Consider the following 22,608-nt stretch of genomic DNA (forward strand, 5'->3'; position numbering starts at 1 on the left):
CTGTGTAAGTCAGTCGCTTGTCGCAGCCGATTAAAAGTGGTTGGTACGGATGGAAGCCTGAACTTCGCCATTACCCACGGTGATATTCAGAATGCTGCTGACCCGTTTCGCGATCAGTTCAATATCAAATGCCGCTGCCGAGGCAGGGCTGAAATCATAAACAGACTGCTGAGAGGCATTGGCTTCACCCACACTTTCATCACGGTGAACCACGCCCAGTAAATTATCGCCCAGGCGCTGCTGCATAAAGGCGGTGACATCGCGGTTAATATTCCGGCGGTTGTCACACTGGTTCAGAATAAAATAGTGACCCTGCTTAGTATTGAGGGGTTTGCCGATCATCCGGTTCTCTTCAATCTGCGGGAGCAGCGACACAGACGCGGTATCCGCCAGCATCACCACTAAATGCATATCGGCAAGCGCCGTCATTGCTTTAAGGGCAGGACCCGGGCCAGGCGGAAAATCGGCCACAATGACCAGGCCAGGGTAGTTGAGTACCGTATCCAGACCGCGCTTAATAAAGTGCGGATCTTTCATCAGGTTCTCTTCGAACCGTTCGCGCTGCGGCTCGGTGACGTCGCCATAAGGCAGGACAAAGATATTGCCGCCGGTGGTCAGAATCGACTGACTCCAGTCCGCCTGCTCTTCTGAGCGTGCGACAAATCCACGGCCATCATGCAGCGGTACGCCAAAGTGAAGACGCAGGGCATTCTGCACATCGAAATCAATCGCCAGAACTTTGCTACCGGAACGCGCCAGACTCCAGGCCAGATTCGCCGCCAGCGTGGTTTTTCCCACGCCTCCCTTCGGCGAGCACACACAAACTAACGGCATAGCGCAATCTTCTCCAGTAACGGTTTGAGTAAGGTTTCTTTCGGCAGATGAGTGTCGCGCGAGCGGAACAGCGCACCAAACCGTTCCGGCTCAGAATGGGATGGGGCGGGTGGGATAACAGGCTGGAGGTCCGCTACCGTGGCGGGCCGGACCCGCTCAGCACGCGGCATGGCCGCAGGCTCACCACGTGGCACAGCCTCAGCCACTTTTTCCAGAAGCGGTGGCGGAAAGAGTGACGAAGGACCGCGTTCAGTCTTACTGGCGGCGGGCATGTTGCTGCCTGAAAGGCTATCGAGGATCGAAGTGCGGGCTGCCATTGCCGGTTGCGCACTGAGTGTCGCGGGGCGTACCGGTAACTCAGGCGGAGGCGCCGTAAACTCATCACCGCGCAGCGGCTGAGGTTGCGGCAGGTCAATACGCTGGCCGCTGCCGAATGGTGTCTGCTGCTCCTCTTTCGCCAGCTGGCGAATCAATGCCCATTTACTGTGTTCCGCCGCTTCCTGCGTCTGGCCAGACATATCTTTAAAGTCGATGTCGAGCGTTTGCGTTTTCTCTTTAAAACGCTGCAAATCATCGTAATTATTCTTCATTGACCGTGGCCTGCAACAGGGAGGGAATTTTCCTGGAATATAACACATCCCTTTAATGCTGTTCAGAAAAACCTGATTAGAAATAAAGCAGATTAAATAAAAATAGTTAATCATAAAGATTGATTAATGACGGAATAAAGCCTTTTACGGGTCACGCCCCCTTATAATTAATAAGTTAATCTTAAGTTAAATTGTTGGCGCTGTTTTATTAATTTTTTAAGAAAACGCCGCTCTGGCAACCACTGGCCCAGCCAGGGTGGCGAATATAATCGCCGTTAAAGACAAATATCACATTGCCTCAGGCATTAAAAAAGCCGATCGCTGACCGGAGGGATTGATGACCTTTATCCTTTTCCGCTGCAAATATCGCCAGGGAAAAACAGGTTAAAAATGATGAAGGAAAAAGAGGGGGGATTAGCCCGCAGGCGATCGCTGACCCGCCCGCCATGCGGCTTGCCGCCGAATTGAGATAAAAAAAGGCTCCAGAAAGGAGCCTTAGGCTGGAGAAAAGATAGCGGGCAGGCTCAGCTGGCTTTTTCTGCCACACCGACCGGCTGGTTCTCATCCTGATCCACCGCGAAGCAGGCAATTTCCTGTCCGCCATAGTTTTTCAGCGTCGGTTGCAGCTGCACGCAGGTGCCAAAACGTCGATGGCAGCGCGCATTAAAGGCACAGCCTGGCGGCGGATTAAGCGGGCTGGGCAGCTCGCCGGTCAGCTTGATGCGCTCACGACGGTCGTCAGGATTGAGACGCGGCGTGGCCGACAGCAAAGCCTGGGTATAGGGATGGCGCGGGTTGGCAAAAATCGCCTCTTTACTGCCCTTTTCCACGCAACGGCCGAGATACATCACCATCACCTCATCGGCAATGTGTTCCACCACCGACAAATCGTGCGAGATAAAGACGTAAGAGAGCCCCATATCCTGCTGGAGATCCATCATCAGGTTTAGCACCTGAGCACGCACTGAAACGTCGAGCGCCGAAACCGGCTCATCGGCGATCAATACATCGGGATCGAGCATCAGCCCACGGGCGATTGCGATACGCTGGCGCTGACCACCTGAGAACATGTGCGGGTAACGGTCATAGTGCTCGGTTTTCAGGCCGACTTTCGCCATCATCTCCAGCGTCTTCTCGCGACGTTCCGCTTTGGTCAGCTGGGTATTGATCACCAGCGGCTCTTCCAGAATCTGGCTTATTTTTTTACGCGGATTGAGTGAGCCGTACGGGTTCTGAAAGACGATCTGAATTTTCTGACGACGCAGCTTCTGCGCCTGGGGATCGTGCTTTAGCAAATCCTGGCCGTGCCAGTACAGCTGCCCCTCTGTTGGCGTTTCAATCATCGTCAGCAGACGGCCCAGCGTGGATTTACCACAGCCGGACTCGCCAACGACCGCCAGCGTTTTGCCGCGTTCCAGATTAAAAGAGACGCCATCCAGCGCTTTGACCAGACGTTCCTGACCAAACAGTCCCTTCTTCACCGGGTAGTGCTTCTTCAGATCAATCGCCTGCAGCAGGAACTGATCTTTCGTGGTTTCATGACGCATAAGTGGGTCTCCCGGCATCGTCCAGCGGATAGTGACACTTGGACTGGCGTCCTGGAATGGTGCGCAGTTCCGGTTCTTCCTGACGACACAGATCGGTCGCATAGGGGCAGCGTGGGTTAAGCAGACAGCCAGCCGGACGGTCATATTTGCCTGGCACCACGCCAGGCAGCGAGGCCAGACGTGCTTTATCTGCCGCAAACTCCGGCAGGGCACGCAGCAGTGCCTGCGTGTAAGGATGGCGCGGCGCTTTGAAGATATCCGTCGCTTTACCGCTCTCCACCACCTGACCGGCATACATCACGATGATGTGGTGCGCGGCTTCCGCCACTAACGCCAGATCGTGCGTAATCAGGATCAGCGCCATGTTCTCTTGCCGCTGTAACTCCAGCAGCAGTTCGATGATCTGCGCCTGAATGGTCACGTCGAGCGCGGTGGTCGGCTCATCGGCGATTAACAGCTTCGGCCGACAGGCGATTGCCATAGCAATCATCACACGCTGGCTCATGCCACCCGACAGCTGGTGCGGATAGACGTCGAGCCGCGACGCGGGATCGGGAATGCCAACCTGGTTCAGCAGGTCGATTGCCCGCTGACGCCGGGTGCGTTTATTGCCACCCTGATGCACCTTGATCGCTTCCATGATCTGGAACCCCACGGTATAGCAGGGGTTCAGGCTGGTCATCGGGTCCTGAAAAATCATCGCCACTTCTGCGCCTACCAGCTGGCGGCGCTCTTTTTCGGAGATGCGTTTCAGATCGCGCTGGTTGAACTCCAGCTTTTCTGCCATCACTTTGCCGGGGAAATCGATCAGCCCCATGATCGCCAGTGAGCTCACCGACTTGCCGGAGCCGGACTCGCCGACAATACCGACGACCTGGCCCTGCTCCACCTGATAACTGATGCGGTCAACCGCACGAAACGGTGCTTTGTCGTCGCCGAAATGCACCGACAGTTTGTCTACATTTAATAACGCCATCTCGGTGCCTCTTTACTGCTTGAGTTTCGGGTCGAGTGCATCACGCAAACCATCGCCCATCAGGTTAAATGCCAGCACGGTAAGCAGGATGACCAATCCAGGGAAGGTCACCACCCACCAGGCACTTTGCGCATACTGCAGGACGTCGGAGAGCATGGTGCCCCACTCCGGCGTTGGCGGTTGCGCACCCATACCGAGAAAGCCCAACGCCGCCATATCCAGGATAGCGTTGGAGAAACCCAATGACGCCTGCACGATCAGCGGAGCAAGGCAGTTAGGCAGAATATTCACGAACATCTGGCGCAGCATACCGGCCCCGGCTACGCCGGACGCGGTCACATAGTCGCGGTTAACTTCCACCAGCACGGCGGCGCGCGTGAGACGGATATAGTGCGGCAGCGCCACAAACGTCAGTGCGATAGAGGCGTTAACAATTGAGGGACCGAAGATGGCGACCAGCACCAGCGCCAGCAGCAGACTGGGCAGCGCCAGCATGATATCGACCACACGCATGATGACGGCATCGACCACACCGCCGAGATAACCGGCCAGCAGACCAAATATCACGCCGAAAATCAGTGACAGCACCACCACCAGACAGCCCACCAGCAGCGACAGGCGCGCACCGTACATCAGGCGCGACAGCACATCGCGGCCAACGTCGTCGGTGCCCAGAATGTAGCTCCAGCTGCCGCCTTCCTGCCAGACCGGCGGATGCAGCAGCGCATCGCGGAACTGCTCAGCCGGTGCATGCGGGGCCAGCACATCGGCAAAAATCGCGCACAGCAGCACAATGATGATGTACACCAGGCCCACAACAGCGCCTTTGTTACGTTTAAAATAGTGCCAGAATTCCTGAAACGGGGTCATCGGCTTGGGTGCAACGGTAACGCTGCCGGGATCAACAACAGACATGATGCCCCCTTATTTCTTGTGACGTATGCGCGGGTTAACCACGCCATACAGCAGATCAACCAGCAGGTTGACCAGAATAATCAGTACTGCGGTCAGCAGCACACCACCCTGCACCACCGGATAGTCACGGCGCTGCAACGCTTCAATCAGCCAGCGACCCAGACCCGGCCACGAGAAGATGGTTTCGGTCAGAATCGCGCCGGCCAGCAACGTGCCGACCTGCAGGCCGATCACCGTCACCACTGGCAGCATAGCGTTGCGCAGCGCATGGACCACGATGACGCGCATCCGGGTCAGGCCTTTAGCCCGTGCCGTACGGATGTAATCTTCACCCAGCACTTCGAGCATCGCCGATCGCGTCATACGCACAATCACCGCCAGCGGGATGGTGCCCAGCACGATGGCCGGTAAAATCATGTGCATCACCGCATCGTGGAAGTCGCCTGGCTCCCCCCAGAAGAAGGTGTCGATCAGCATAAAGCCGGTCAGCGGCATACTGTCATCCAGGAAGACGGTGTCGCCGACCCGCCCGGAAACCGGGGTCAGGTTGAGCTGAACCGAAACCAGCATGATCAGCATGATGCCCCACCAGAAAATCGGCATGGAGTAGCCGGTCAGTGAGATACCCACCGCCGTGTGATCGAAAATTGACCCGCGCTTTACCGCCGCCAGGACCCCAACCGGAATGCCCACGGCCACGGCGAATATCATGGCGCAGATACCCAGCTCCAGTGTCGCTTTGAAGCGCGGAACAAACTCATCCCAGACCGGGATGCGGCTCTTCAGTGAAATGCCCAGGTCGCCATGTAATACGCCGTTAATGTAGTGCAGGTACTGTTTCCACAGCGGCTGATCCAGCCCTAACAGTGCCATTAACTGTGCATGACGTTCAGGAGAAATACCGCGCTCGCCCGCCATGATCAGCACCGGGTCGCCGGGGATCATGTGAACAAACGCGAAGGTGAGTAATGTAATACCGATAAACGTTGGGATGACAAGGCCCAGACGTCGGAGTATGAACTGCAGCATAATCCGGGTTCTCTCTTGTCCGCGCGACCGTCGCCGCGTGGGTTGTTATTGCTTACATCTGACGATCGGGTAGGCCCGACCGCGACGCAGACAGGCTGCGCCTCTACCGTTTCCAGTAAAACAGGGAGAAAAAGCCGGGGCGACGCGCAGCCGCCCCGGAAAAGGCGACAATTATTCTTTAATGTCTACCTGAGCAAAGTAGTGTCCGCCCAGCGGATCGACTTTGTACCCGGAGACTTTCTTGCTGACCGGTTCGTATACCGTTGAGTGCGCAATCATCAGCGCCGGTGCCTGGTCATGCATCACAACCTGTGCCTGTTTGTAGTACTCGATGCGCTTCGCCTGATCGGCGGTGGCGCGAGCTGGCTGGATCTGATCCTCAAAGGATTTATCACACCAGCGCGAGTAGTTAGAGCCATCTTTGGCGGCAGAACAGCTGAACAGGGTGGCCAGGAAGTTATCCGGATCCCCGTTGTCGCCCGTCCAGCCCATCATGACGGTCTGGTGCTCACCGGCTTTGGCGCGTTTCAGATATTCGCCCCACTCGTAGGTTACGATTTTGGCTTTCACGCCAATCTTCGCCCAGTCGCTCTGGATCATCTCAGCCATGCGGCGTGCGTTCGGGTTGTAAGGACGCTGAACCGGCATCGCCCACAGGTCGATTGAGAATCCGTCTGCCATGCCCGCTTCTTTCAGCAGTGCTTTGGCTTTCTCAGGATCGTAAGCATAATCTTTTACGTCGTCGTTATAGCCCCACATTGTTGGCGGGATCAGGTTTTTAGCAGGCTGGCCTGCTCCCTGATAAACGGCGTCGATAATCGCCTTTTTATTGACCGCCATAGTCAGTGCCTGACGCACTTTCAGGTTATCCAGCGGTTTTTTCTCAACGTTGTACGACAGATAGCCGACGTTCAGGCCAGCCTGCTCATACAGGTTGATGTTTTTGTCCTGCTTCATACGCGCGATGTCAGCCGGGTTTGGATAAGGCATAACCTGACATTCGCCCTTCTGCAGCTTGGCGTAACGCACCGACGCATCCGGGGTAATGGAGAAGACTAAGCGATCGATTTTTGGCTTCGTGCCCCAGTAGTTCGGGTTCGCTTTGTAGAGGATGCGCGAATCTTTCTGGTACTGCAGCAGCTGGAACGGACCGGTACCGACCGGGTTCAGGTCAACGTTTTGCGGGGTGCCCGCTTTCAGCATGTTGTCTGCGTACTCTTTTGACAGAATCGAAGCGAAGTCCATGCCAAGGTCAGCAAGGAACGGCGATTCAGGACGAGTCAGCACGAAGCGTACGGTGTAGTCGTCCACTTTCTCGATTTTGCTGATCAGCTTCGGCATGTCCATGCCTTCGAAGTATTCGTAGCTGCCGCCGGAGACGCCGTGGTAGGCGTTGTTTTTATCCAGCTGGCGCTCAAAGGTGAACACCACATCATCCGCATTGAAGTCGCGCGTTGGTTTGAAATCTTTCGTGGTCTGCCACTTCACACCTTTACGCAGGTGGAAGGTGTAGGTTTTTCCGTCTTCACTGACATCCCACTTCTCTGCCAGAGCCGCATGCAGTTCGGTGGTGCCGATAGTGAACTCAACCAGTCGGTTGTAGATCTGACGTGAGCTGGCATCGTAGGTGGTGCCCGAAGTGAACAACTGCGGGTTAAAGCCTTCCGGAGAACCTTCAGAACAGTAAACGAGGGTTTTTGCCTGAACACCGGCGGCGACAGTCATAGCAATCAGGCTCAGACCGACCTTCAGCATCCCGGATTTAGCCAGGGAGTTGATCATGCTTTTGCTCCATTGTGATGTGATGTTGTGTGTATTGCCCGACCTCTGATTTTTTTATGCGGTTCAGGCGTACCACCGAACAGGTGGTTAACGTACGCTACGTTTTTTATGTTTTTTCGGATGCAGAAAGAGCATTCAGAAAATTCCGTAACTGCGCGTTTATTGACGCATCAATTTGTCAACAGTTGCAAAGAACGTCAATACAACCGTTACTTATTTACACAGAGTGTGAGGAATAGCATGCAACGGTAATAAAAACCGTTTCCGTCCAAAAGCCATACAATGCACAGCGAAGCTGGCCTGAATTCCGTGCATTGTGCTGGGTGGTTGCTCTTTCGCTAGTGATTCTCACCGCTAAAAAACTTAAAACTTTTACCGGCAAATGTTGAATAACTGAACGATTCACCGTGCGTTATGACGTTCATCCAGCGGAATATGCTGGTAAAGAAGCATAAGAAATCAGCATGTTGCCGCTTTCGGTCATAAGAAGAATGTGTCGCGAATTATGGTGGCATCTCTTACAGGGCAAGGCCTGCCAGCGGGAAAGTGGCGATAATAGGGGCTGGTAAGCGAAACACGTGGCGGAGGGGTTTTACTGGAACTTTCTGGAAGGTGGCGAGGCGGGCAACAAAACAAAAGGTGGCAAGCGGGAGTGGCGTTAAGATCGAGATTGCTTTGGGAACACGGGCAGATCGGAAAGTCGCTTAAACCATCCCTGGACGCCCGGCCCACGCGGCTACGCACCTCATCCCTGAGGTGCGCCCGTCTCCGGGCCAACGCGTTGCGTTGTTCAAAAACGCTCCCGGCGTTTTTGTCCCTGGCGTGGGACGCTTTCCTCCTCTGCCCGTGTTCCCTGCGCCTTGAGTTTATGCGCTGCGGTCAGATGCACCTGGCTTTGGATCTCCCAGCCATCCGAAATGCCTGTGTGGGTATCCGATGAGTCTGCCAGACGTGAAGCGAAGGGAGCATACGCCTGCAGCAAAGCATAGCGGGCCATGGATGGCCCGCGCTGAGCCCGCCAGGGATGGCGGTTTTGCGTCTTTGCGGAAGGCGTATGCTCCCTGAAGCCTGCTCAGCAGGCAAGAGTGTGAATGCTTAGCGGTCAGATTGAGATCTGCTTCAGGAACACGGGCAGATCGGAAAGTCGCTTAAACCATCCCTGGACGCTCGGCCCACGCGGCTACGCACCTCATCCCTGAGGTGCGCCCGTCTCCGGGCCAACGCGTTGCGTTGTTCAAAAACGCTCCCGGCGTTTTTGTCCGTGGCGTGGGACGCTTTCCTCCTCTGCCCGTGTTCCCTCCGCCTTGAATTTATGCGCTGCGGTCAGATGCATCCGGGTTTAGATCTGTCAGCCGTCTGAAGCCCGCACAGTGCTAATTCTTTGCCTGCAAATCACTTTCCGACAGACGAAAAAAAACCTGTCTTTTCAGACAGGTTTCTTAAATATGGTCGGCGAGAGAGGATTACCCTGCCCTGCGGGCCGTTGCTGAAGCAACGTTGTCTCGCTACGCTCGGCTCAAACCTCCTTCGGAGGTCCTCATCCTCTTTTCGACAGACGAAAAAAAACCTGTCTTTTCAGACAGGTTTCTTAAATATGGTCGGCGAGAGAGGATTCGAACCTCCGACCCACTGGTCCCAAACCAGTTGCGCTACCAAGCTGCGCTACTCGCCGATGGGGGCGCATGTTACTGCTCACCCCGATCAGCGTCAACCGCTTTTTATGCTTTTGCCGCTAATCGCCTGGAAAGCACGCGGTTACCGGGAATCAACCGCCTGCATTATCCTTTCAGACCACGACTACAGTGATTTAGCCTGATTTTTAGCGGGTGCCTGACACCAGTTATTTGCCGGGTTAATACCGCCATCGGGCGAGGTATACCCCAGACAACCCAGGATGGTATCGAACAGCTCAACGTGACGATGGGTCCGGCCCACACGCTGCTGCGCCTGCAGGCGCTCGAAGTTACTGCGGTTCTGGCTGTCTGCCAGATACTTATCTGACGCCCAGACCATCATCGGTACGCGGAACTGCTCCGGCGGTGCCATCTCACGTGGTGTACCGTGCAGGTGCATATTCTCGCTGATCGACTCACCGTGGTCGGCGGCATAGAAAACAATGGCCTTCTTATCCCGCAGCTGATCCAGCACGCTATCCAGCATGCTATCGACATAAAGCACCGAGTTATCATAAGCGTTGATCAACTGCGCTTTACTGCAGGTCTCATCGACGCCCATACACTCCGGCTGATATTTCGCGAAGCTGCGCGGGTAACGCTGTGAATAGAGGTAGTGCGAACCTTTGGTGTGCAACACCACCAGATGCTTACCTTTCGGGAAACGATCCAGTGACGCTTTCATCTCTGGCACCAGCAGCATGTCATCCACCGCTTTGCCCTGGTTACGCTTCTCTGAACCAATCTGCTCACGGAAAGCAAAGTTGTTGGCATTGATGTTGTCGTAGAACCAGACTTCGCTCTGCATCGCAAACAGCTCTGAGGTGAAGCCCAGCTCTTTCATCACCGCAAACACGTTCTGCTCTTTCAGCGTGCGGCCCGGATTATCCATGGTGCCACCTTCGCGCACGAACATGCAGCGCAGCGACAGCTTGGTTGCGGTATCACAGGATTCGCCACGGAACGCGACCAGGTTCTTCTCTTTCGACAGCTTTGGCGTCGTGTCACGCTCGTAGCCCAGCATCCCCATGTGATCCCAGCGCGTGGTTTCGCCAATCACAAACACCACATAGGTGTCGTCCAGCCCGGCAGGTGCGACGTAGGTAAACTTCTTCGCCGGATCCAGCAGTTCCTCGTTTTGCAGCGACTCATCTACGCGGGTCCAGGCAAACAGGCCCACAGCCGCCAGCCAGTTAGAAGGAAGATACGAGTGTGCGACCACACCGCCGTAGCTCGGCAAATCAATATTGGTAATCTCTTCGTTATGCTTCTGGAGCTTGTCGAAATAACGGATTGGCAGCCAGACCAGCGCCACGCACAGCAGCATAATCAGGGTCGGTTTCAGGCGCTGTCCTGGCGTACGCAGCTGCTCATTCAGCGTCATGCTCAGTTTGTTGCGCCAGATCATCAGCAGCGGCAGCGCGCTGACCAGCACCATCCAGAGAATGAAATGGTAGCCCACCACCTCTTTGGACAGGTCAGTGTCAGTGGTCATGACCGAAGCCACAATGCCGTAGCCGATGACGACGTTGAAAAACGCCATGTAATAAGCAGCGGCAACAGAAATCAGAACAATCAGCGTGGCCAGCACCCGATAAAACCATTTTCCGCCCAGCGACAGCAGACGCATCAGGAAGAAAGTCAGCAGCACGATGGCCACGACCTCGGTGACGGCAGTGAGCCAGTTCGTTACCGTGGATTGCCTGAGAAAACCGTCAAAACGACGATAGAAAATCGGTAAGTTCAGCAAAATACCGAGGTAGAGCGCCAGAAATAGCGATAACTTCTGCTGAGTCAGGGTTTTAATATAATTCATGAAAAAAGGGTTTTCTCCGGTGTGAAGCGCTTGACCAAATCTTTTATGTGACTACCGAAACGCAGCAGAGTTCGCTGAATAAGCGGACCGGACAAGATGAAGGAAAATTCTGAACGGATTTACAGGTTATAACGCGAGGTGGCCCAGTAAAACATGGTCGCGATCGATAGACCAGAAAATAATCTTTGTCGACCGGATTAGCACATTTTTTGTCCATAACTGACAGCAATTGTCAGCCTGCTGGCGCAGAAAGCAGCGGGAAGGGATGTGATGAAGGAAAACAGTGCGGGTCTGATGGTGCCAGACCCGCAGTACGCTTAGCGAATAATATTCAGCGTTACGTCGATGTTGTTACGGGTGGCGTTTGAGTAAGGACAGACGATATGCGCTGCATCAACCAGCTTCTGCGCTTCGGCTTCATCCATCTCTGGCAGATGAATGTTCAGCGTCGCTTCAATACCAAAGCCGTCAGGGATGGGGCCGATACCCACTTCACCTTCAATCCATGCATCTTTTGGCATCGCAATTTTGTCGCGGCCCGCAACAAACTTCATTGCGCCCAGGAAGCAGGCAGAGTAGCCCGCAGCAAACAGCTGCTCAGGGTTGGTCACTTCACCGCCTGCACCGCCCATCTCTTTTGGCACGCCCAGTTTCACGTCCAGTACACCGTCAGAAGAGGTTGCACGACCATCACGACCACCGGTTGCTTTGGCTTTGGCGCGGTAAACCACTTGTTCTAAAGACATGACATTTCTCCGTTACGCTATTTAATCGCCCGCTACTTATTTAACCGTAATCAGGCGGTGAGGTACAACGGGTGCAGCGCACCCGTCAGCAATATTTATCGTGACTGATTCAGATTATCCCGCAACCCATCCAGCTGTAATTTCAGCGCCAGCAATGCGTCATCGTCGCAGGCTGCGGCACATTTAATCGCTTCAGGAATGGACTTCGCTTTCTCATGCAGCGCCCGGCCCGCCTCAGTCAGCGTTACCGCAACCTGGCGTTCATCCTGACGGGTACGCTGGCGGTTAATCAGACCTGCGCTTTCCAGCCGCTTCAGCAGCGGCGTTAAGGTCGCCGAGTCTAAAAAAAGCTGCTCGCCAATTTCTGACACCGTGACATCATCTTTCTGCCACAGCACCAGCATCACCAGATATTGTGGATAGGTGATATCGAGCTGGCTCAGCAACTGGCGATAGACTTTATTCATCGCCAGATTGGCAGAATAAAGCGCAAAGCAGAGTTGCTGATCGACCAACAGTGGCATCGTTTTCACTTTTTTGTCATCTTGATCACAGTTCATGGTGATTAATATAGATAGCGCGCTAGATAATTGCAAGCAAACTTTTTTGTCAGGAGGAAAAGCATGCAGGATTCACTGGAAGAACAGGCGCGTCGCTTCGCCACTGAGGCACATGCCAGTGCGGGTCAGCGCCGCAAATATACCGATGAGCCTTACATTGTTCATCCGGCTGCGGTGGTGGAACTGGTACGCAGCGTCACCCATGACGATGCCATGTTAGCAGCGGCCTGGCTGCACGACACCGTAGAAGATACCTCTGCCACGCAGGGGGACATCGAAGCCCACTTTGGTGCGCGCGTGGCCAGCCTGGTGGAGATGCTGACCGACAGCACACCCACGGCGGCCAAAAATCGGGCGGCCCGTAAACTGGCTCACTTTCGCCATACCGCCAGCGCCAGTCCTGAGGCCCAGACCATCAAACTGGCTGACATCATCGACAATACCCGGGCGATTGTGCGTTTTGATCCTGACTTTGCGCGGGTCTACCTGGTCGAAAAGCAGATACAGATTGCGCTGCTGAAAGAGGGTGATGCGCAGCTATGGCAACAGGCCTCGACGATCATTGAAAGCGGACTTGCCCAGCTGCGGGAGCCGCCGTACAGCGTGCCAGAGAGCTGGTTTGTGAAACAGGCCGCTAAATACAGCGAATTGCGCGCGTAAAAAACCCGCCAGCGGCGGGTTCTCTTCGTGATGCCTGATTATTCAAGCAACTGCCGTCCCAGATAGGGATTGGCATGCAACAACTTCATTAATTTCTGCGCCGTCGCGGAAGGACGGGTACGCCGGGCTTCCCAGCTTTTCACGGAAGAAACGCTCACGCCCATCACTTTTGCAAACTCATCAACCTGCATACCGGTCATTTCGCGCAGACGCTGAGGCTCTGGCTGGGCGGGCTGCTGACGCTGAATAAGTAACTCGGCGGCGCGATCATCACGTGTCAAAACAATCTGCTCAAGGCTACTGAGCAATTCAAACATCGGGTCTTTTAATTCCATAGAGAACTCCTTAAAACTCGCTATGAAGCACGTGAAAGTAGAGAGGTACGAGCCTGAAGTCAGGACTCTGAAACCGGGCCTGTTTCAGGCTGGATCCCGCAAGGGTTTGTTTTTGTTATGAGAGAAACCATTACGGGACACAGCCTGCGGTGCACTGCTTTTAAAGATGTCAGGTCAATGCAACAAATGCCGGGAGACTAAGTATGGATAGAGACCTGACTATTTGCCGCGCAATTTATAATTATTTTTTTCACTAAGGTTTGCCGGAAAAGTTCCCGCGCCTCTAACCCGCTGAGGAAGTTGATTTTTGTGCCTGTATAGCGCACAAAAAAATCAAATGGTGTTTGCTATTTATGCGAATGCCATCAAGATTTTCCCGGCCACATTCTCATTTCTGTGAAGCACTACACCCTTCACCTTATGAGTGCAAAATATACGCCAATGGTTTACTTCCTGAACACTTATATTCACAGTTCTGATTGATTTAGGATTACTCCTGGTTAAAGCCTGAACCCTGGCGCGGCGCGGCTCACAGTGCAGTACGGGTAAATCTTTTATGCTGAACACCGTTTTATCCCCGGATGAAATAGCAGTTACCCTAACGAAACGGCTGACGCCTCATGCCGGTGCAGAAACCCGTCCACAAACGCGCTGATGCGCAGTAAAAGTGCATCTCCGTGGTATCCCCTGAGGACGGGTAAACAGACACCTGATCCCTGTAAGGAAAAGCGATGCGTGAAACAGATTTTAACGTCGGATACCCCTCTCATCGCGTACCGATGATGGGCCGTAATGCCGTCGCGACCTCGCAACCGCTGGCGGCGCAGGCGGGTTTGCGTATGCTGCAGCAGGGAGGCAACGCCGTGAATGCGGCTATCGCCACGGCCATCGCCTTAACCGTGCTGGAGCCAACCGGAAACGGTATCGGCAGTGATGCGTTTGCTATTGTCTGGGACGGCAGCGAGCTGCATGGATTAAACGCTTCAGGCCGTGCGCCCGCCGCCTGGCACCCCGGACGATTTGCCGCCCTGAGTGCAATGCCTGAAACCGGCTGGGAGTCCGTCACCGTGCCCGGGGCTGTCTCGGCGTGGGTCACGCTGGCGCAGCGCTTCGGCACCTTGCCGCTGACCACCCTGGCGCAACCGGCCATTGACTATGCGCGTGATGGCTTTCCGGTATCGCCGCTGATTGGTCAGCTGTGGCAGCGCGGCTATGACAGGCTGCGGGACCAGCCCGGCTTCAGCGACGCCTTTGCGCCGCAGGGACGCCCACCCCGCACAGGAGAGCTGTTCCGCAATCCGGCACAGGCCCGCACCCTGCAGGAGATCGCAGAGACCCAGGGCGACAGTTTTTACCGCGGCGCACTGGCGCAGAAGATAGCGGCCTTCGCCCGTGAGCATGGTGCGGCGCTGACGCTGGAGGATTTAAAAAATCATCGCGCCGACTGGGTTACCCTGCTATCTCACCCGTTTGCCGGGGGATCGGTTCAGGAGCTGCCGCCGAATGGTCAGGGCATCGCAACGTTAATTGCGCTCGGCATTCTGGAAGCGTGGGAGATCAACCGCTATGCGCCCGATTCGCCGCAGTGGCTGCATCTCTCCATTGAAGCGATGAAACTGGCACTGGTTGATCTGGAACGTTATGTCACCGATGAAGATCACCTTGAATTTCCGGCGGAACATCTGCTGAGTCACGCCTATATCCGTCAGCGAGCAGCGCTGATTGATCCTGAAAAAGCGGGTGATTTTCACTTTGGATCACCGCAGCAAAGCGGCACGGTTTATGTTGCGGCAGCGGATGCCAGCGGCATGATGGTCTCGTTCATTCAATCCAATTACATGGGCTTTGGCTCCGGCGTGGTCGTTCCTGATACCGGCATCAGCCTGCAGAACCGTGGCGCAGGCTTTTCACTCGACCCTAATCACCCCAACGTCGTGGCGGGCGGTAAGCGGCCCTTCCACACCATCATTCCGGCCTTTGCACTGGATCAGCAGGGCCAGCCGCTGATGGCGTTTGGCGTGATGGGCGGCCCGATGCAGGCGCAGGGACACGTTCAGCTGGCGTTGCGCATTATGCTGCATCGCCAGAATCCGCAGGCCGCGATTGATGCGCCGCGCTGGCGCGTGGTGCAGGGACGTGAGGTGGTGCTTGAATCCACACTCGACCGCAATACACTGAGTACCCTTCGCCGCATGGGGCACAACGTGGTGCTGGAAGACCCGCTGAGCAACTACAACTTTGGGGGTGCTCAGGCCATCGTACGCGATCCACAGGGCTTCTATATTGCAGCCAGCGAGAGTCGCAAAGATGGTCAGGCGGTGGTGTTTTAACGCCACGCCCGCAGGCGTCAGGCCGCTGAACGCGCTTTTCAGCGTTGCACGCTGAAACCCGCGATAGCAGGAAAAGCAGCGCGCCCGGACGTGCAGCCGATCCCGTTCTGCAAACAACGTTTCAGAATGCCTCTGCTTTACAGGCCGTTTCACATTGTGCCGTGACGCGGGTTTGTTCTATTCTTTAGGCCATTCTTACCTGGACATCCGACAGTATCACCGACAGGAGTTGAACCCATGGCTTCAGGACTTACACGCCTTATGGCACGCGGCGGCATGATGCTCGCTGGCGCGCTGATTGTACTGCAACTCACCGCGTGCGGTGATAAAGAAGGCGAGCAGCGCAAAGCATTTATCGATTTTCTCCAGAACACCGTGATGCGCAGCGGCGAGCATCTGCCCAGCCTCAGCGAAAATCAGAAGCAGAGCTTTGGCAATTTCGCCAGCGATTACGCCATCCTGTATGGCTTCTCTCAGCAGGCGAACAAAGCCGTTGAACAGGGGATGCGTCCGGTGGTGGATGAGCTTTCTGCCATTCGCGTGCCGCAGGATTATCTCAGCCGTCGTGACTCCCTGCGTCAGGCGAACAGCGCACTGGTGATCGTCACCCAGCAGATTGAAAGCGCAAAAATGCAGGCTGACAGCAGCAAAGCGGCCCTGAAGCAGTCGGAAGACCTGAAAAAAGTCTACGACACCGCCTATAACAAAGTGGTGACGGTGCCCGCGAATCAGCTGATTCCGCTGCTGCCAACACTCCAGGCGCTGAGCCAGGCTGCCGTGCAGACCGGCGATTTCCTGCAAACACAGGGAACCCGTGTCAGCTTCAACGATGGCGGCGTGCAGTTCCCGACCCAGGATCAGGCTTCGCAATATAACGCGCTGATGAGCACCTTATCAGCCAACGCGCAGGCGCTTCCTCAGGCCCAGGCTGCCGTCCAGGGCGGTCTGCAGTAACCCCGCTTTACGGGCAGCCGTTATTCGTCTGCCCGCCTCATTCCCCTTTTCTTCTCTCGTCCGTTCACCGGCTGAACGAAGTGTGATCTGGCGCATTTTCGACCAAAAATAGTTTGTGATCTGAGTCACATTTACATAACAAACTGCCTTTCTCATAGTGTGACCCATCTCACAGATAACCGGTAAGCCCGATTAAAATTCAGGCAAAACAACCCTTAACGCTCACTAAAATGTGATCAAAGTCACGCTAACTACCCCTGCCACCACCCTTAATGAGTGATATGGATCACACTTATTCCGTGCGCTACGCAGTGTCAAATTCGCATGATAGAGTCCGCGTGCATACAGTAATACCACCGGCTTCAGGTCGGGGTGGCTAAACAAAAACAAGCGCGCTCTCCTATTGCAGCGCGTCTCAATAAGGGGTGGGTTTATGTCCTCATCAGTGAAGGTCAAAGTACAGAGCTTTGGTCGCTTTCTGAGTAATATGGTGATGCCAAACATCGGGGCGTTTATCGCCTGGGGTATCATCACCGCACTGTTTATTCCAACTGGCTGGATCCCTAACGAAACGCTGGCCAAACTTGTTGGCCCGATGATCACTTACCTGCTGCCCCTGCTGATCGGTTTCACCGGTGGGCGTCTGGTGGGCGGCGATCGCGGTGGCGTGGTGGGTGCGATTACCACCATGGGTGTGATTGTCGGTGCGGATATGCCGATGTTCCTCGGTGCCATGATTGCCGGTCCGCTGGGCGGCTGGGCAATTAAGTCGTTTGACCGGGCGATTGACGGCAAAATCAAAAGCGGCTTCGAGATGCTGGTTAACAACTTCTCGGCCGGTATTATCGGGATGATCCTGGCGCTGCTGGCATTCCTGGCAATCGGTCCGCTGGTTGAAGGTCTGTCCCACATTCTCGCCGCAGGCGTGAATCTGATGGTGCAGAACAACCTGCTGCCGCTGACCTCAATCTTCGTTGAGCCGGCAAAAATCCTGTTCCTGAACAACGCGATTAACCACGGTATCTTCTCACCGCTGGGCATCCAGCAGGCGAGTGAAGCGGGCAAATCGATCTTCTTCCTGATCGAAGCCAACCCGGGTCCGGGTATGGGCGTGCTGATGGCTTACATGTTCTTTGGCCGTGGCAGTGCGAAACAGTCTGCGGGCGGTGCGGCGATCATCCACTTCCTCGGCGGCATCCATGAGATTTATTTCCCGTATGTGCTGATGGCCCCTCGCCTGCTGCTGGCGGTTATCCTTGGCGGGATGACCGGCGTCTTCACGCTGACCGTGCTGAACGGTGGTCTGGTCTCTCCTGCCTCACCCGGTTCTATCCTGGCCGTGCTGGCAATGACGCCAAAAGGTGCCTACTTCGCGAACATCGCGGCTATCGCTGCAGCCTTTGCTGTCTCGTTCGTGGTCTCCGCTATTCTGCTGAAAACCAGCAAAGTCAAAGAAGACGATGATATTGAAGCCGCGACACAGCGCATGCATGAGATGAAAGCGCAGTCGAAAGGCCAGAGCACAGCGAGCGGCGCAGTCGCCAGCGATGCCATGAGCGTTGAGCTGCATCACGTGCGTAAAATCATCGTTGCCTGTGACGCCGGTATGGGTTCCAGCGCCATGGGTGCAGGCGTGCTGCGTAAGAAAGTGCAGGATGCCGGTCTGAGCAATGTGTCGGTGACCAACACCGCGATCAACGCCCTGCCGGGTGATGTTGATCTGGTGATTACGCACCGTGACCTGACTGAACGTGCCATTCGTCAGGCACCTCATGCGCAGCATATCTCGCTGAATAACTTCCTCGACAGCGCGCTTTACAGCACGCTGACCGAACGTCTGGTGGCGGCTAACCGCAGCGACGTACATCGTCATGCCGTGAACACCGCGCTTTCTGACAGCTACGATGAAGGCAATGCGCACCTGTTTAAACTGGGCGCAGATAACGTCTTCCTCCGCCTGACCGCCAGCAACAAAGAGCAGGCCATTCGTTTTGCTGGTGAACAGCTGGTGAAAGGGGGTTATGTAGAGCCTGAATATGTTGATGCGATGCTGGCGCGTGAGAAACTGACACCCACCTACCTTGGCGAGTCAATCGCGGTGCCGCACGGCACGGTTGAAGCGAAAGATCGCGTGCTTAAAACCGGCGTGGTCTTCTGCCAGTATCCGGCAGGCGTCCTGTTCGGCGAAGATGCAGACGATGTGGCGCGCCTGGTGATTGGTATTGCGGCCCGTAACAACGAGCACATTCAGGTCATCACCAGCCTGACGAATGCACTGGATGATGACAGCGTGATTGAAAGGCTGGCGCACACCACCAGCGTGCAGGAAGTGCTGGATCTGCTGTCAGGCAAGCCAGCTGTCGCGTAATTTATAGCCATTACTTTCCCTGGGGCGGTCATGCCCGTCCCGATTTCCTGGGGCGGGTTTGCCCGCCCCATCGTCATTTGATATGGGTCAAAAATTATGAAAGCGTTACATTTCGGAGCAGGAAACATTGGTCGCGGCTTTATCGGCAAATTACTGGCTGATGCAGGTATCGAACTGGTTTTTGCTGATGTGAATCAGGCGGTGCTGGATGCACTGAACGCGCGTCATGAGTACCCCGTTCATGTGGTTGGCGAGCAGGCCAAAACAGAAATCGTCAAAGGCGTCAGTGCGGTGAACAGCACCAGCGATGAGATTATCACTCTGGTTGCAGAGGTTGATCTGGTCACTACCGCCGTAGGCCCGCAGATTCTGGAACGTATTGCCGCCAGTGTGGCTAAAGGGCTGGCAAAACGCAGCGACAACGGTAACACCCGTCCGTTAAATATCATCGCCTGTGAGAATATGGTGCGCGGCACCAGCCAGCTGAAACAGCATGTGCTGAAGGCTCTGCCAGCGCACTATCACGCCTGGCTGGAGCAGCATGTCGGCTTTGTGGATTCCGCTGTCGATCGCATCGTGCCGCCTTCTGAAGCAGGCAGCACCGATCCACTGGAAGTCACCGTTGAAACCTTCAGCGAATGGATTGTCGATAAAACCCAGTTCAAAGGCGACCTGCCTACCATTCCGGGCATGGAGCTGACTGATAATCTGATGGCATTTGTTGAGCGCAAACTCTTTACCCTGAACACGGGCCACGCCATTACCGCCTATCTCGGCCAGCTGGCCGGTCATCAGACCATTCGTGACGCCATCCTCGACGAAAAAATCCGGGCCACAGTGAAAGGGGCGATGGAAGAGAGCGGCGCAGTACTGATCAAGCGCTACGGTTTTGATGCGGAAAAACATGCAGCCTACATCCGGAAGATTCTGGGTCGTTTTGAAAACCCCTATCTGAAAGATGATGTTGAGCGCGTGGGGCGTCAGCCGCTGCGTAAACTGAGCGCAGGGGATCGCCTGATCAAGCCGACGCTGGGTACGCTGGAGTATGGTTTACCGCACGCCAGCCTGGTGCAGGGTATTGCTGCCGCGATGCACTATCGCAGCGATCAGGATCCACAGGCGCAGGAACTGGCCCTGCTGCTGGCAGAAAAAGGCCCACAGGCGACGCTGGCTGAGATTTCAGGGCTGGATGCCGACAGCGAAGTGGTGGCTTCTGTGGTGAGCGCCTGGCACGCTATGGCATAATGCGCGCGTGTTAGTGATGCAAGCCGGGCGCAGTTCGCCTGCGCCCAACGGCTGTACTGAACCCATGCAGGCAATAATGGAAGAGAAGCAGGCTTTTGAAAACCGGGTGCTTGAGCGCCTGAACGCCGGTCGTTCGGTGAGAAGCTTTCTGATCGCCGCCGTGGAGCTATTGGCTGAAGCCGTCAATCTGCTGGTGCTGCAGGTGTTTCGTAAAGATGACTATGCGGTGAAATATGCGGTAGAACCGCTGCTGCTGGGCGATGGTCCTTTGGGCGAACTCTCGGTTCGCCTGAAGCTGATTTACGGACTGGGCGTTATCAGCCGGCATGAATATGAAGATGGTGAACTGCTGCTGGCGCTGCGCGAAGAGCTGAATCACGACAGCGGCGATTACCGTTTTACCGACGATGAGATCCTCGGCCCGTTTGGTGAGCTGCACTGCGTGACCGCCTGGCCACCCGCGCCGGTATTCCACACTGACGATGCAGAGCTGCGCAGCATGCAGCAGCAGCGCTATCTGCAAATGGTACGATCCACGATGGTGCTGTCGCTGACTGAGCTAATCGCCCGCATCAGTATGAAGCAGGCGTTTAAAAAGTCCGGCAGCTAATCCTGTCAGGCGTCATCATGACGCCTTATTCGTCTTAACCTGACCGGGAATGTGCGCCAGATTTGGTGTATCCTTGCCCTGTTTTCCTCAACGAGTTGTTGTCATGAAAGAGCAAGAAAAGAACGAAATCAAACTTCTCAGCGATAAGCTGGACGCACTGAACCGCAAAGAGCCGCAGTTACTGGAATCGGGTGATGCCGAGAAACTGGGCGCGTTGCTGAAAGAGAAAGAAACACTGGTGATTGAGATTGAGCGCCTGCGCGGTCAGCGGGTTGAAAAACTCAGTGCCGAAGCGCAGAAGCTGCAGAAAATGGGCTTCAGCCGCGAAATCACCAAAAAAGAGCAGGCAAACCTGGGTGCGCTGAAAAAAAGCGTGCGCGGCCTGGTGGTGGTGCATCCAATGACCGCGCTGGGACGTGAGATGGGTCTGAAGGTGATGACCGGCTTCGCCAGAACCGCATTCTGACGGGTCGATCAGGCGGCTGCCTGATCGACATCCGCTTTGCGTTCGCCGGCGGCGGCATAAACCTGCTCCGCCAGCCCATCCAGCAGTTCATAGCGGCGGCGGTACTCTGCACGCTTCTTACTGGCGATCTCCTCCAGCGTTTTACGCGGCAGGCTCAGCGGCAGTGTAAACATCCCATCTTTGCGCGCTTCACCGCTCAGCGACAGCCAGAATTCACTGTAACTGGCAAAGAACTTATCGCCTTTACTGTGGCGATAGCGCAGGCTGCGGAATACATGCGTCTCATCGCCCACCGCCAGAATATTTTCCACGCCGCACTGCTTCGCCACAATAAATACCGCTTCCATTAACAGGCGTTTTGGAAAGAGACCGTGAGCCGCTTTGGTCGCCTCGCGGATAACGTCATTATTGATATGTTTCCGCGGACCCTGTAATCCGCCGATTAATAAGGTCCGCTGGTTATTCTCGTTGAGAATTGAAAAAGAAAGTGAAGCAATAACTTCGTCGTTATAACGTAATACCAGCGTCACTTCCCCTTCACGATCGAAATAACCGGAACTGCAGGAGAGTAAAAAGGCCTCGCCATTTTTTCCGGTCAGCGTGGCCAGCGGATTATCCGTAGCGCTCTGCAGAAGCTGACGCAGCGCCGGGGTATCCAGATTATTCATCAGGGTGTAATGATCGAGAATGGCCTGCGCACGCGCAGCAATGCTCATCCCTGAACGCAGATAGGGCCGGTGCAGCTTGGCTGGCAGCAGTCCCTGGGTGCTCATCAGCAAAGGGAGCTGCGGCAGGTGCGACAGCGCATCAAGGTAATGCAGCGTAGTCAGCGGCGATAGTAAGGTTCTTAACACAAATTTCAGCCGGAAACGTTTACTCATCCAGAGTTTATCCGGAATGTATTTCCCACTGATTAACTGGAAAAAAAGGGACGCAGAGGATTCGGTCGTATTTTCGTGAGTAGTGATAATTGACATAGTCAGCAACACACCGTGAGGTAAGCGGGAATGTCACTGAAAATAACATAGCTAATCTCAACGGCAGGTTAATGTGGAATAGCCTTAAAACTGATAACTGACCTTTTTTAGTGTTATTTGGCAATACATAAAATAAGAATAAAAAAAACCGGCAAAATAGATTTCACCGGTTTATCTTCATTACGTTTACGTTTG

The 22,608-nt window shown here is 55.0% G+C and carries 19 protein-coding genes, 1 tRNA gene and 1 other RNA gene; 7 read left to right on the plus strand and 14 right to left on the minus strand.

The features are described from left to right. Nucleotides 1–30: 30 nt before the first annotated feature. The 12 genes from bcsQ to N5J69_RS16600 form a co-directional block, all read right to left on the minus strand. The gene (gene bcsQ / locus N5J69_RS16545) at nt 31–834 is read right to left on the minus strand and encodes a cellulose biosynthesis protein BcsQ (RefSeq protein WP_279771684.1); all 804 of its coding nucleotides are present in this window, start codon (nt 832–834) and stop codon (nt 31–33) included. Further along, nucleotides 825–1,424, minus strand: coding sequence for a cellulose biosynthesis protein BcsO (gene bcsO, locus N5J69_RS16550; protein WP_279771685.1), 600 nt, complete (start codon nt 1,422–1,424; stop codon nt 825–827). Before bcsO ends, bcsQ begins: the two co-directional genes overlap by 10 nt. 524 nt (nt 1,425–1,948) lie before the next feature. Then, nucleotides 1,949–2,971 (minus strand): dipeptide ABC transporter ATP-binding subunit DppF, encoded by a 1,023-nt coding sequence (dppF, locus tag N5J69_RS16555; RefSeq protein WP_279771686.1) that lies wholly within the window; start codon nt 2,969–2,971, stop codon nt 1,949–1,951. Then, complete coding sequence (dppD, locus tag N5J69_RS16560) at nt 2,961–3,947, minus strand: dipeptide ABC transporter ATP-binding protein (protein ID WP_279771687.1); 987 nt, start codon at nt 3,945–3,947, stop codon at nt 2,961–2,963. The genes dppF and dppD overlap by 11 nt, the downstream gene beginning before the upstream one ends. A gap of 12 nt (nt 3,948–3,959) precedes the next feature. Further along, nucleotides 3,960–4,862 (minus strand): dipeptide ABC transporter permease DppC, encoded by a 903-nt coding sequence (gene dppC, locus N5J69_RS16565; protein WP_279771688.1) that lies wholly within the window; start codon nt 4,860–4,862, stop codon nt 3,960–3,962. A 9-nt stretch (nt 4,863–4,871) separates the two neighbouring features. After that, nucleotides 4,872–5,891 carry a dipeptide ABC transporter permease DppB gene (gene dppB, locus N5J69_RS16570; RefSeq protein ID WP_279771689.1) on the minus strand — a complete coding sequence of 340 codons (1,020 nt, stop codon included), beginning with the start codon at nt 5,889–5,891 and terminating at the stop codon, nt 4,872–4,874. Between the two features lie 171 nt (nt 5,892–6,062). Next, entirely contained in the window at nt 6,063–7,673 is a 1,611-nt protein-coding gene (gene dppA, locus N5J69_RS16575; RefSeq protein WP_279771690.1) for a dipeptide ABC transporter periplasmic-binding protein DppA, read from the minus strand. Between the two features lie 1,446 nt (nt 7,674–9,119). Continuing rightward, a non-coding RNA gene (locus N5J69_RS16580) (RtT sRNA) lies at nt 9,120–9,235 on the minus strand. Between the two features lie 33 nt (nt 9,236–9,268). Continuing rightward, nucleotides 9,269–9,345, minus strand: a tRNA-Pro gene (locus N5J69_RS16585). 125 nt (nt 9,346–9,470) lie between these two features. Beyond that, complete coding sequence (eptB, locus tag N5J69_RS16590) at nt 9,471–11,162, minus strand: kdo(2)-lipid A phosphoethanolamine 7''-transferase (protein ID WP_279771691.1); 1,692 nt, start codon at nt 11,160–11,162, stop codon at nt 9,471–9,473. A 317-nt stretch (nt 11,163–11,479) separates the two neighbouring features. Then, nucleotides 11,480–11,908 carry an organic hydroperoxide resistance protein gene (locus tag N5J69_RS16595; RefSeq protein WP_013359635.1) on the minus strand — a complete coding sequence of 143 codons (429 nt, stop codon included), beginning with the start codon at nt 11,906–11,908 and terminating at the stop codon, nt 11,480–11,482. A gap of 95 nt (nt 11,909–12,003) precedes the next feature. Continuing rightward, nucleotides 12,004–12,468, minus strand: a complete 465-nt coding sequence (locus tag N5J69_RS16600) for a MarR family transcriptional regulator (protein WP_279771693.1) — start codon at nt 12,466–12,468, stop codon at nt 12,004–12,006. Nucleotides 12,469–12,531: 63 nt separating this feature from the next. Here N5J69_RS16600 and N5J69_RS16605 point away from each other — a divergent pair, with 63 nt between their 5' ends. Beyond that, nucleotides 12,532–13,128, plus strand: a complete 597-nt coding sequence (locus N5J69_RS16605) for an HD domain-containing protein (RefSeq protein ID WP_279771694.1) — start codon at nt 12,532–12,534, stop codon at nt 13,126–13,128. Nucleotides 13,129–13,166: 38 nt separating this feature from the next. On the opposite strand, the gene N5J69_RS16610 is transcribed toward N5J69_RS16605, so the two are convergent. Then, nucleotides 13,167–13,463: an HTH-type transcriptional regulator gene (locus N5J69_RS16610; RefSeq protein ID WP_010257438.1), complete on the minus strand. Its 297-nt coding sequence runs from the start codon at nt 13,461–13,463 to the stop codon at nt 13,167–13,169. Nucleotides 13,464–14,194: 731 nt separating this feature from the next. Here N5J69_RS16610 and N5J69_RS16615 point away from each other — a divergent pair. The 6 genes from N5J69_RS16615 to N5J69_RS16640 all read left to right on the plus strand — a co-directional run bounded on the left by N5J69_RS16615 (nt 14,195) and on the right by N5J69_RS16640 (nt 21,436). After that, nucleotides 14,195–15,793 carry a gamma-glutamyltransferase family protein gene (locus N5J69_RS16615; protein ID WP_279771696.1) on the plus strand — a complete coding sequence of 533 codons (1,599 nt, stop codon included), beginning with the start codon at nt 14,195–14,197 and terminating at the stop codon, nt 15,791–15,793. 237 nt (nt 15,794–16,030) lie between these two features. After that, the gene (locus N5J69_RS16620) at nt 16,031–16,747 is read left to right on the plus strand and encodes a DUF3053 domain-containing protein (RefSeq protein WP_279771697.1); all 717 of its coding nucleotides are present in this window, start codon (nt 16,031–16,033) and stop codon (nt 16,745–16,747) included. A 433-nt stretch (nt 16,748–17,180) separates the two neighbouring features. After that, a complete protein-coding gene (locus N5J69_RS16625) occupies nt 17,181–19,115 on the plus strand; it encodes a PTS mannitol transporter subunit IICBA (protein WP_279771698.1) in 1,935 nt (644 codons plus the stop codon). A 96-nt stretch (nt 19,116–19,211) separates the two neighbouring features. Then, nucleotides 19,212–20,360 carry a mannitol-1-phosphate 5-dehydrogenase gene (mtlD, locus tag N5J69_RS16630; RefSeq protein ID WP_279771699.1) on the plus strand — a complete coding sequence of 383 codons (1,149 nt, stop codon included), beginning with the start codon at nt 19,212–19,214 and terminating at the stop codon, nt 20,358–20,360. Nucleotides 20,361–20,376: 16 nt separating this feature from the next. Then, on the plus strand, nt 20,377–20,970 hold the full coding sequence (mtlR, locus tag N5J69_RS16635) for a mannitol operon repressor MtlR (protein ID WP_279771822.1): 594 nt from the start codon (nt 20,377–20,379) through the stop codon (nt 20,968–20,970). A gap of 103 nt (nt 20,971–21,073) precedes the next feature. Next, nucleotides 21,074–21,436, plus strand: coding sequence for a YibL family ribosome-associated protein (locus tag N5J69_RS16640; protein WP_279771700.1), 363 nt, complete (start codon nt 21,074–21,076; stop codon nt 21,434–21,436). An 8-nt stretch (nt 21,437–21,444) separates the two neighbouring features. Here N5J69_RS16640 and N5J69_RS16645 read toward each other — a convergent pair whose 3' ends face one another. Continuing rightward, a complete protein-coding gene (locus N5J69_RS16645) occupies nt 21,445–22,413 on the minus strand; it encodes a VirK/YbjX family protein (RefSeq protein WP_279771701.1) in 969 nt (322 codons plus the stop codon). Nucleotides 22,414–22,608: the final 195 nt, after the last annotated feature.

Origin of the sequence: Pantoea sp. GD03673, from assembly GCF_029844725.1 — a bacterium.
Classification (GTDB): Bacteria; Pseudomonadota; Gammaproteobacteria; order Enterobacterales; family Enterobacteriaceae; genus Pantoea.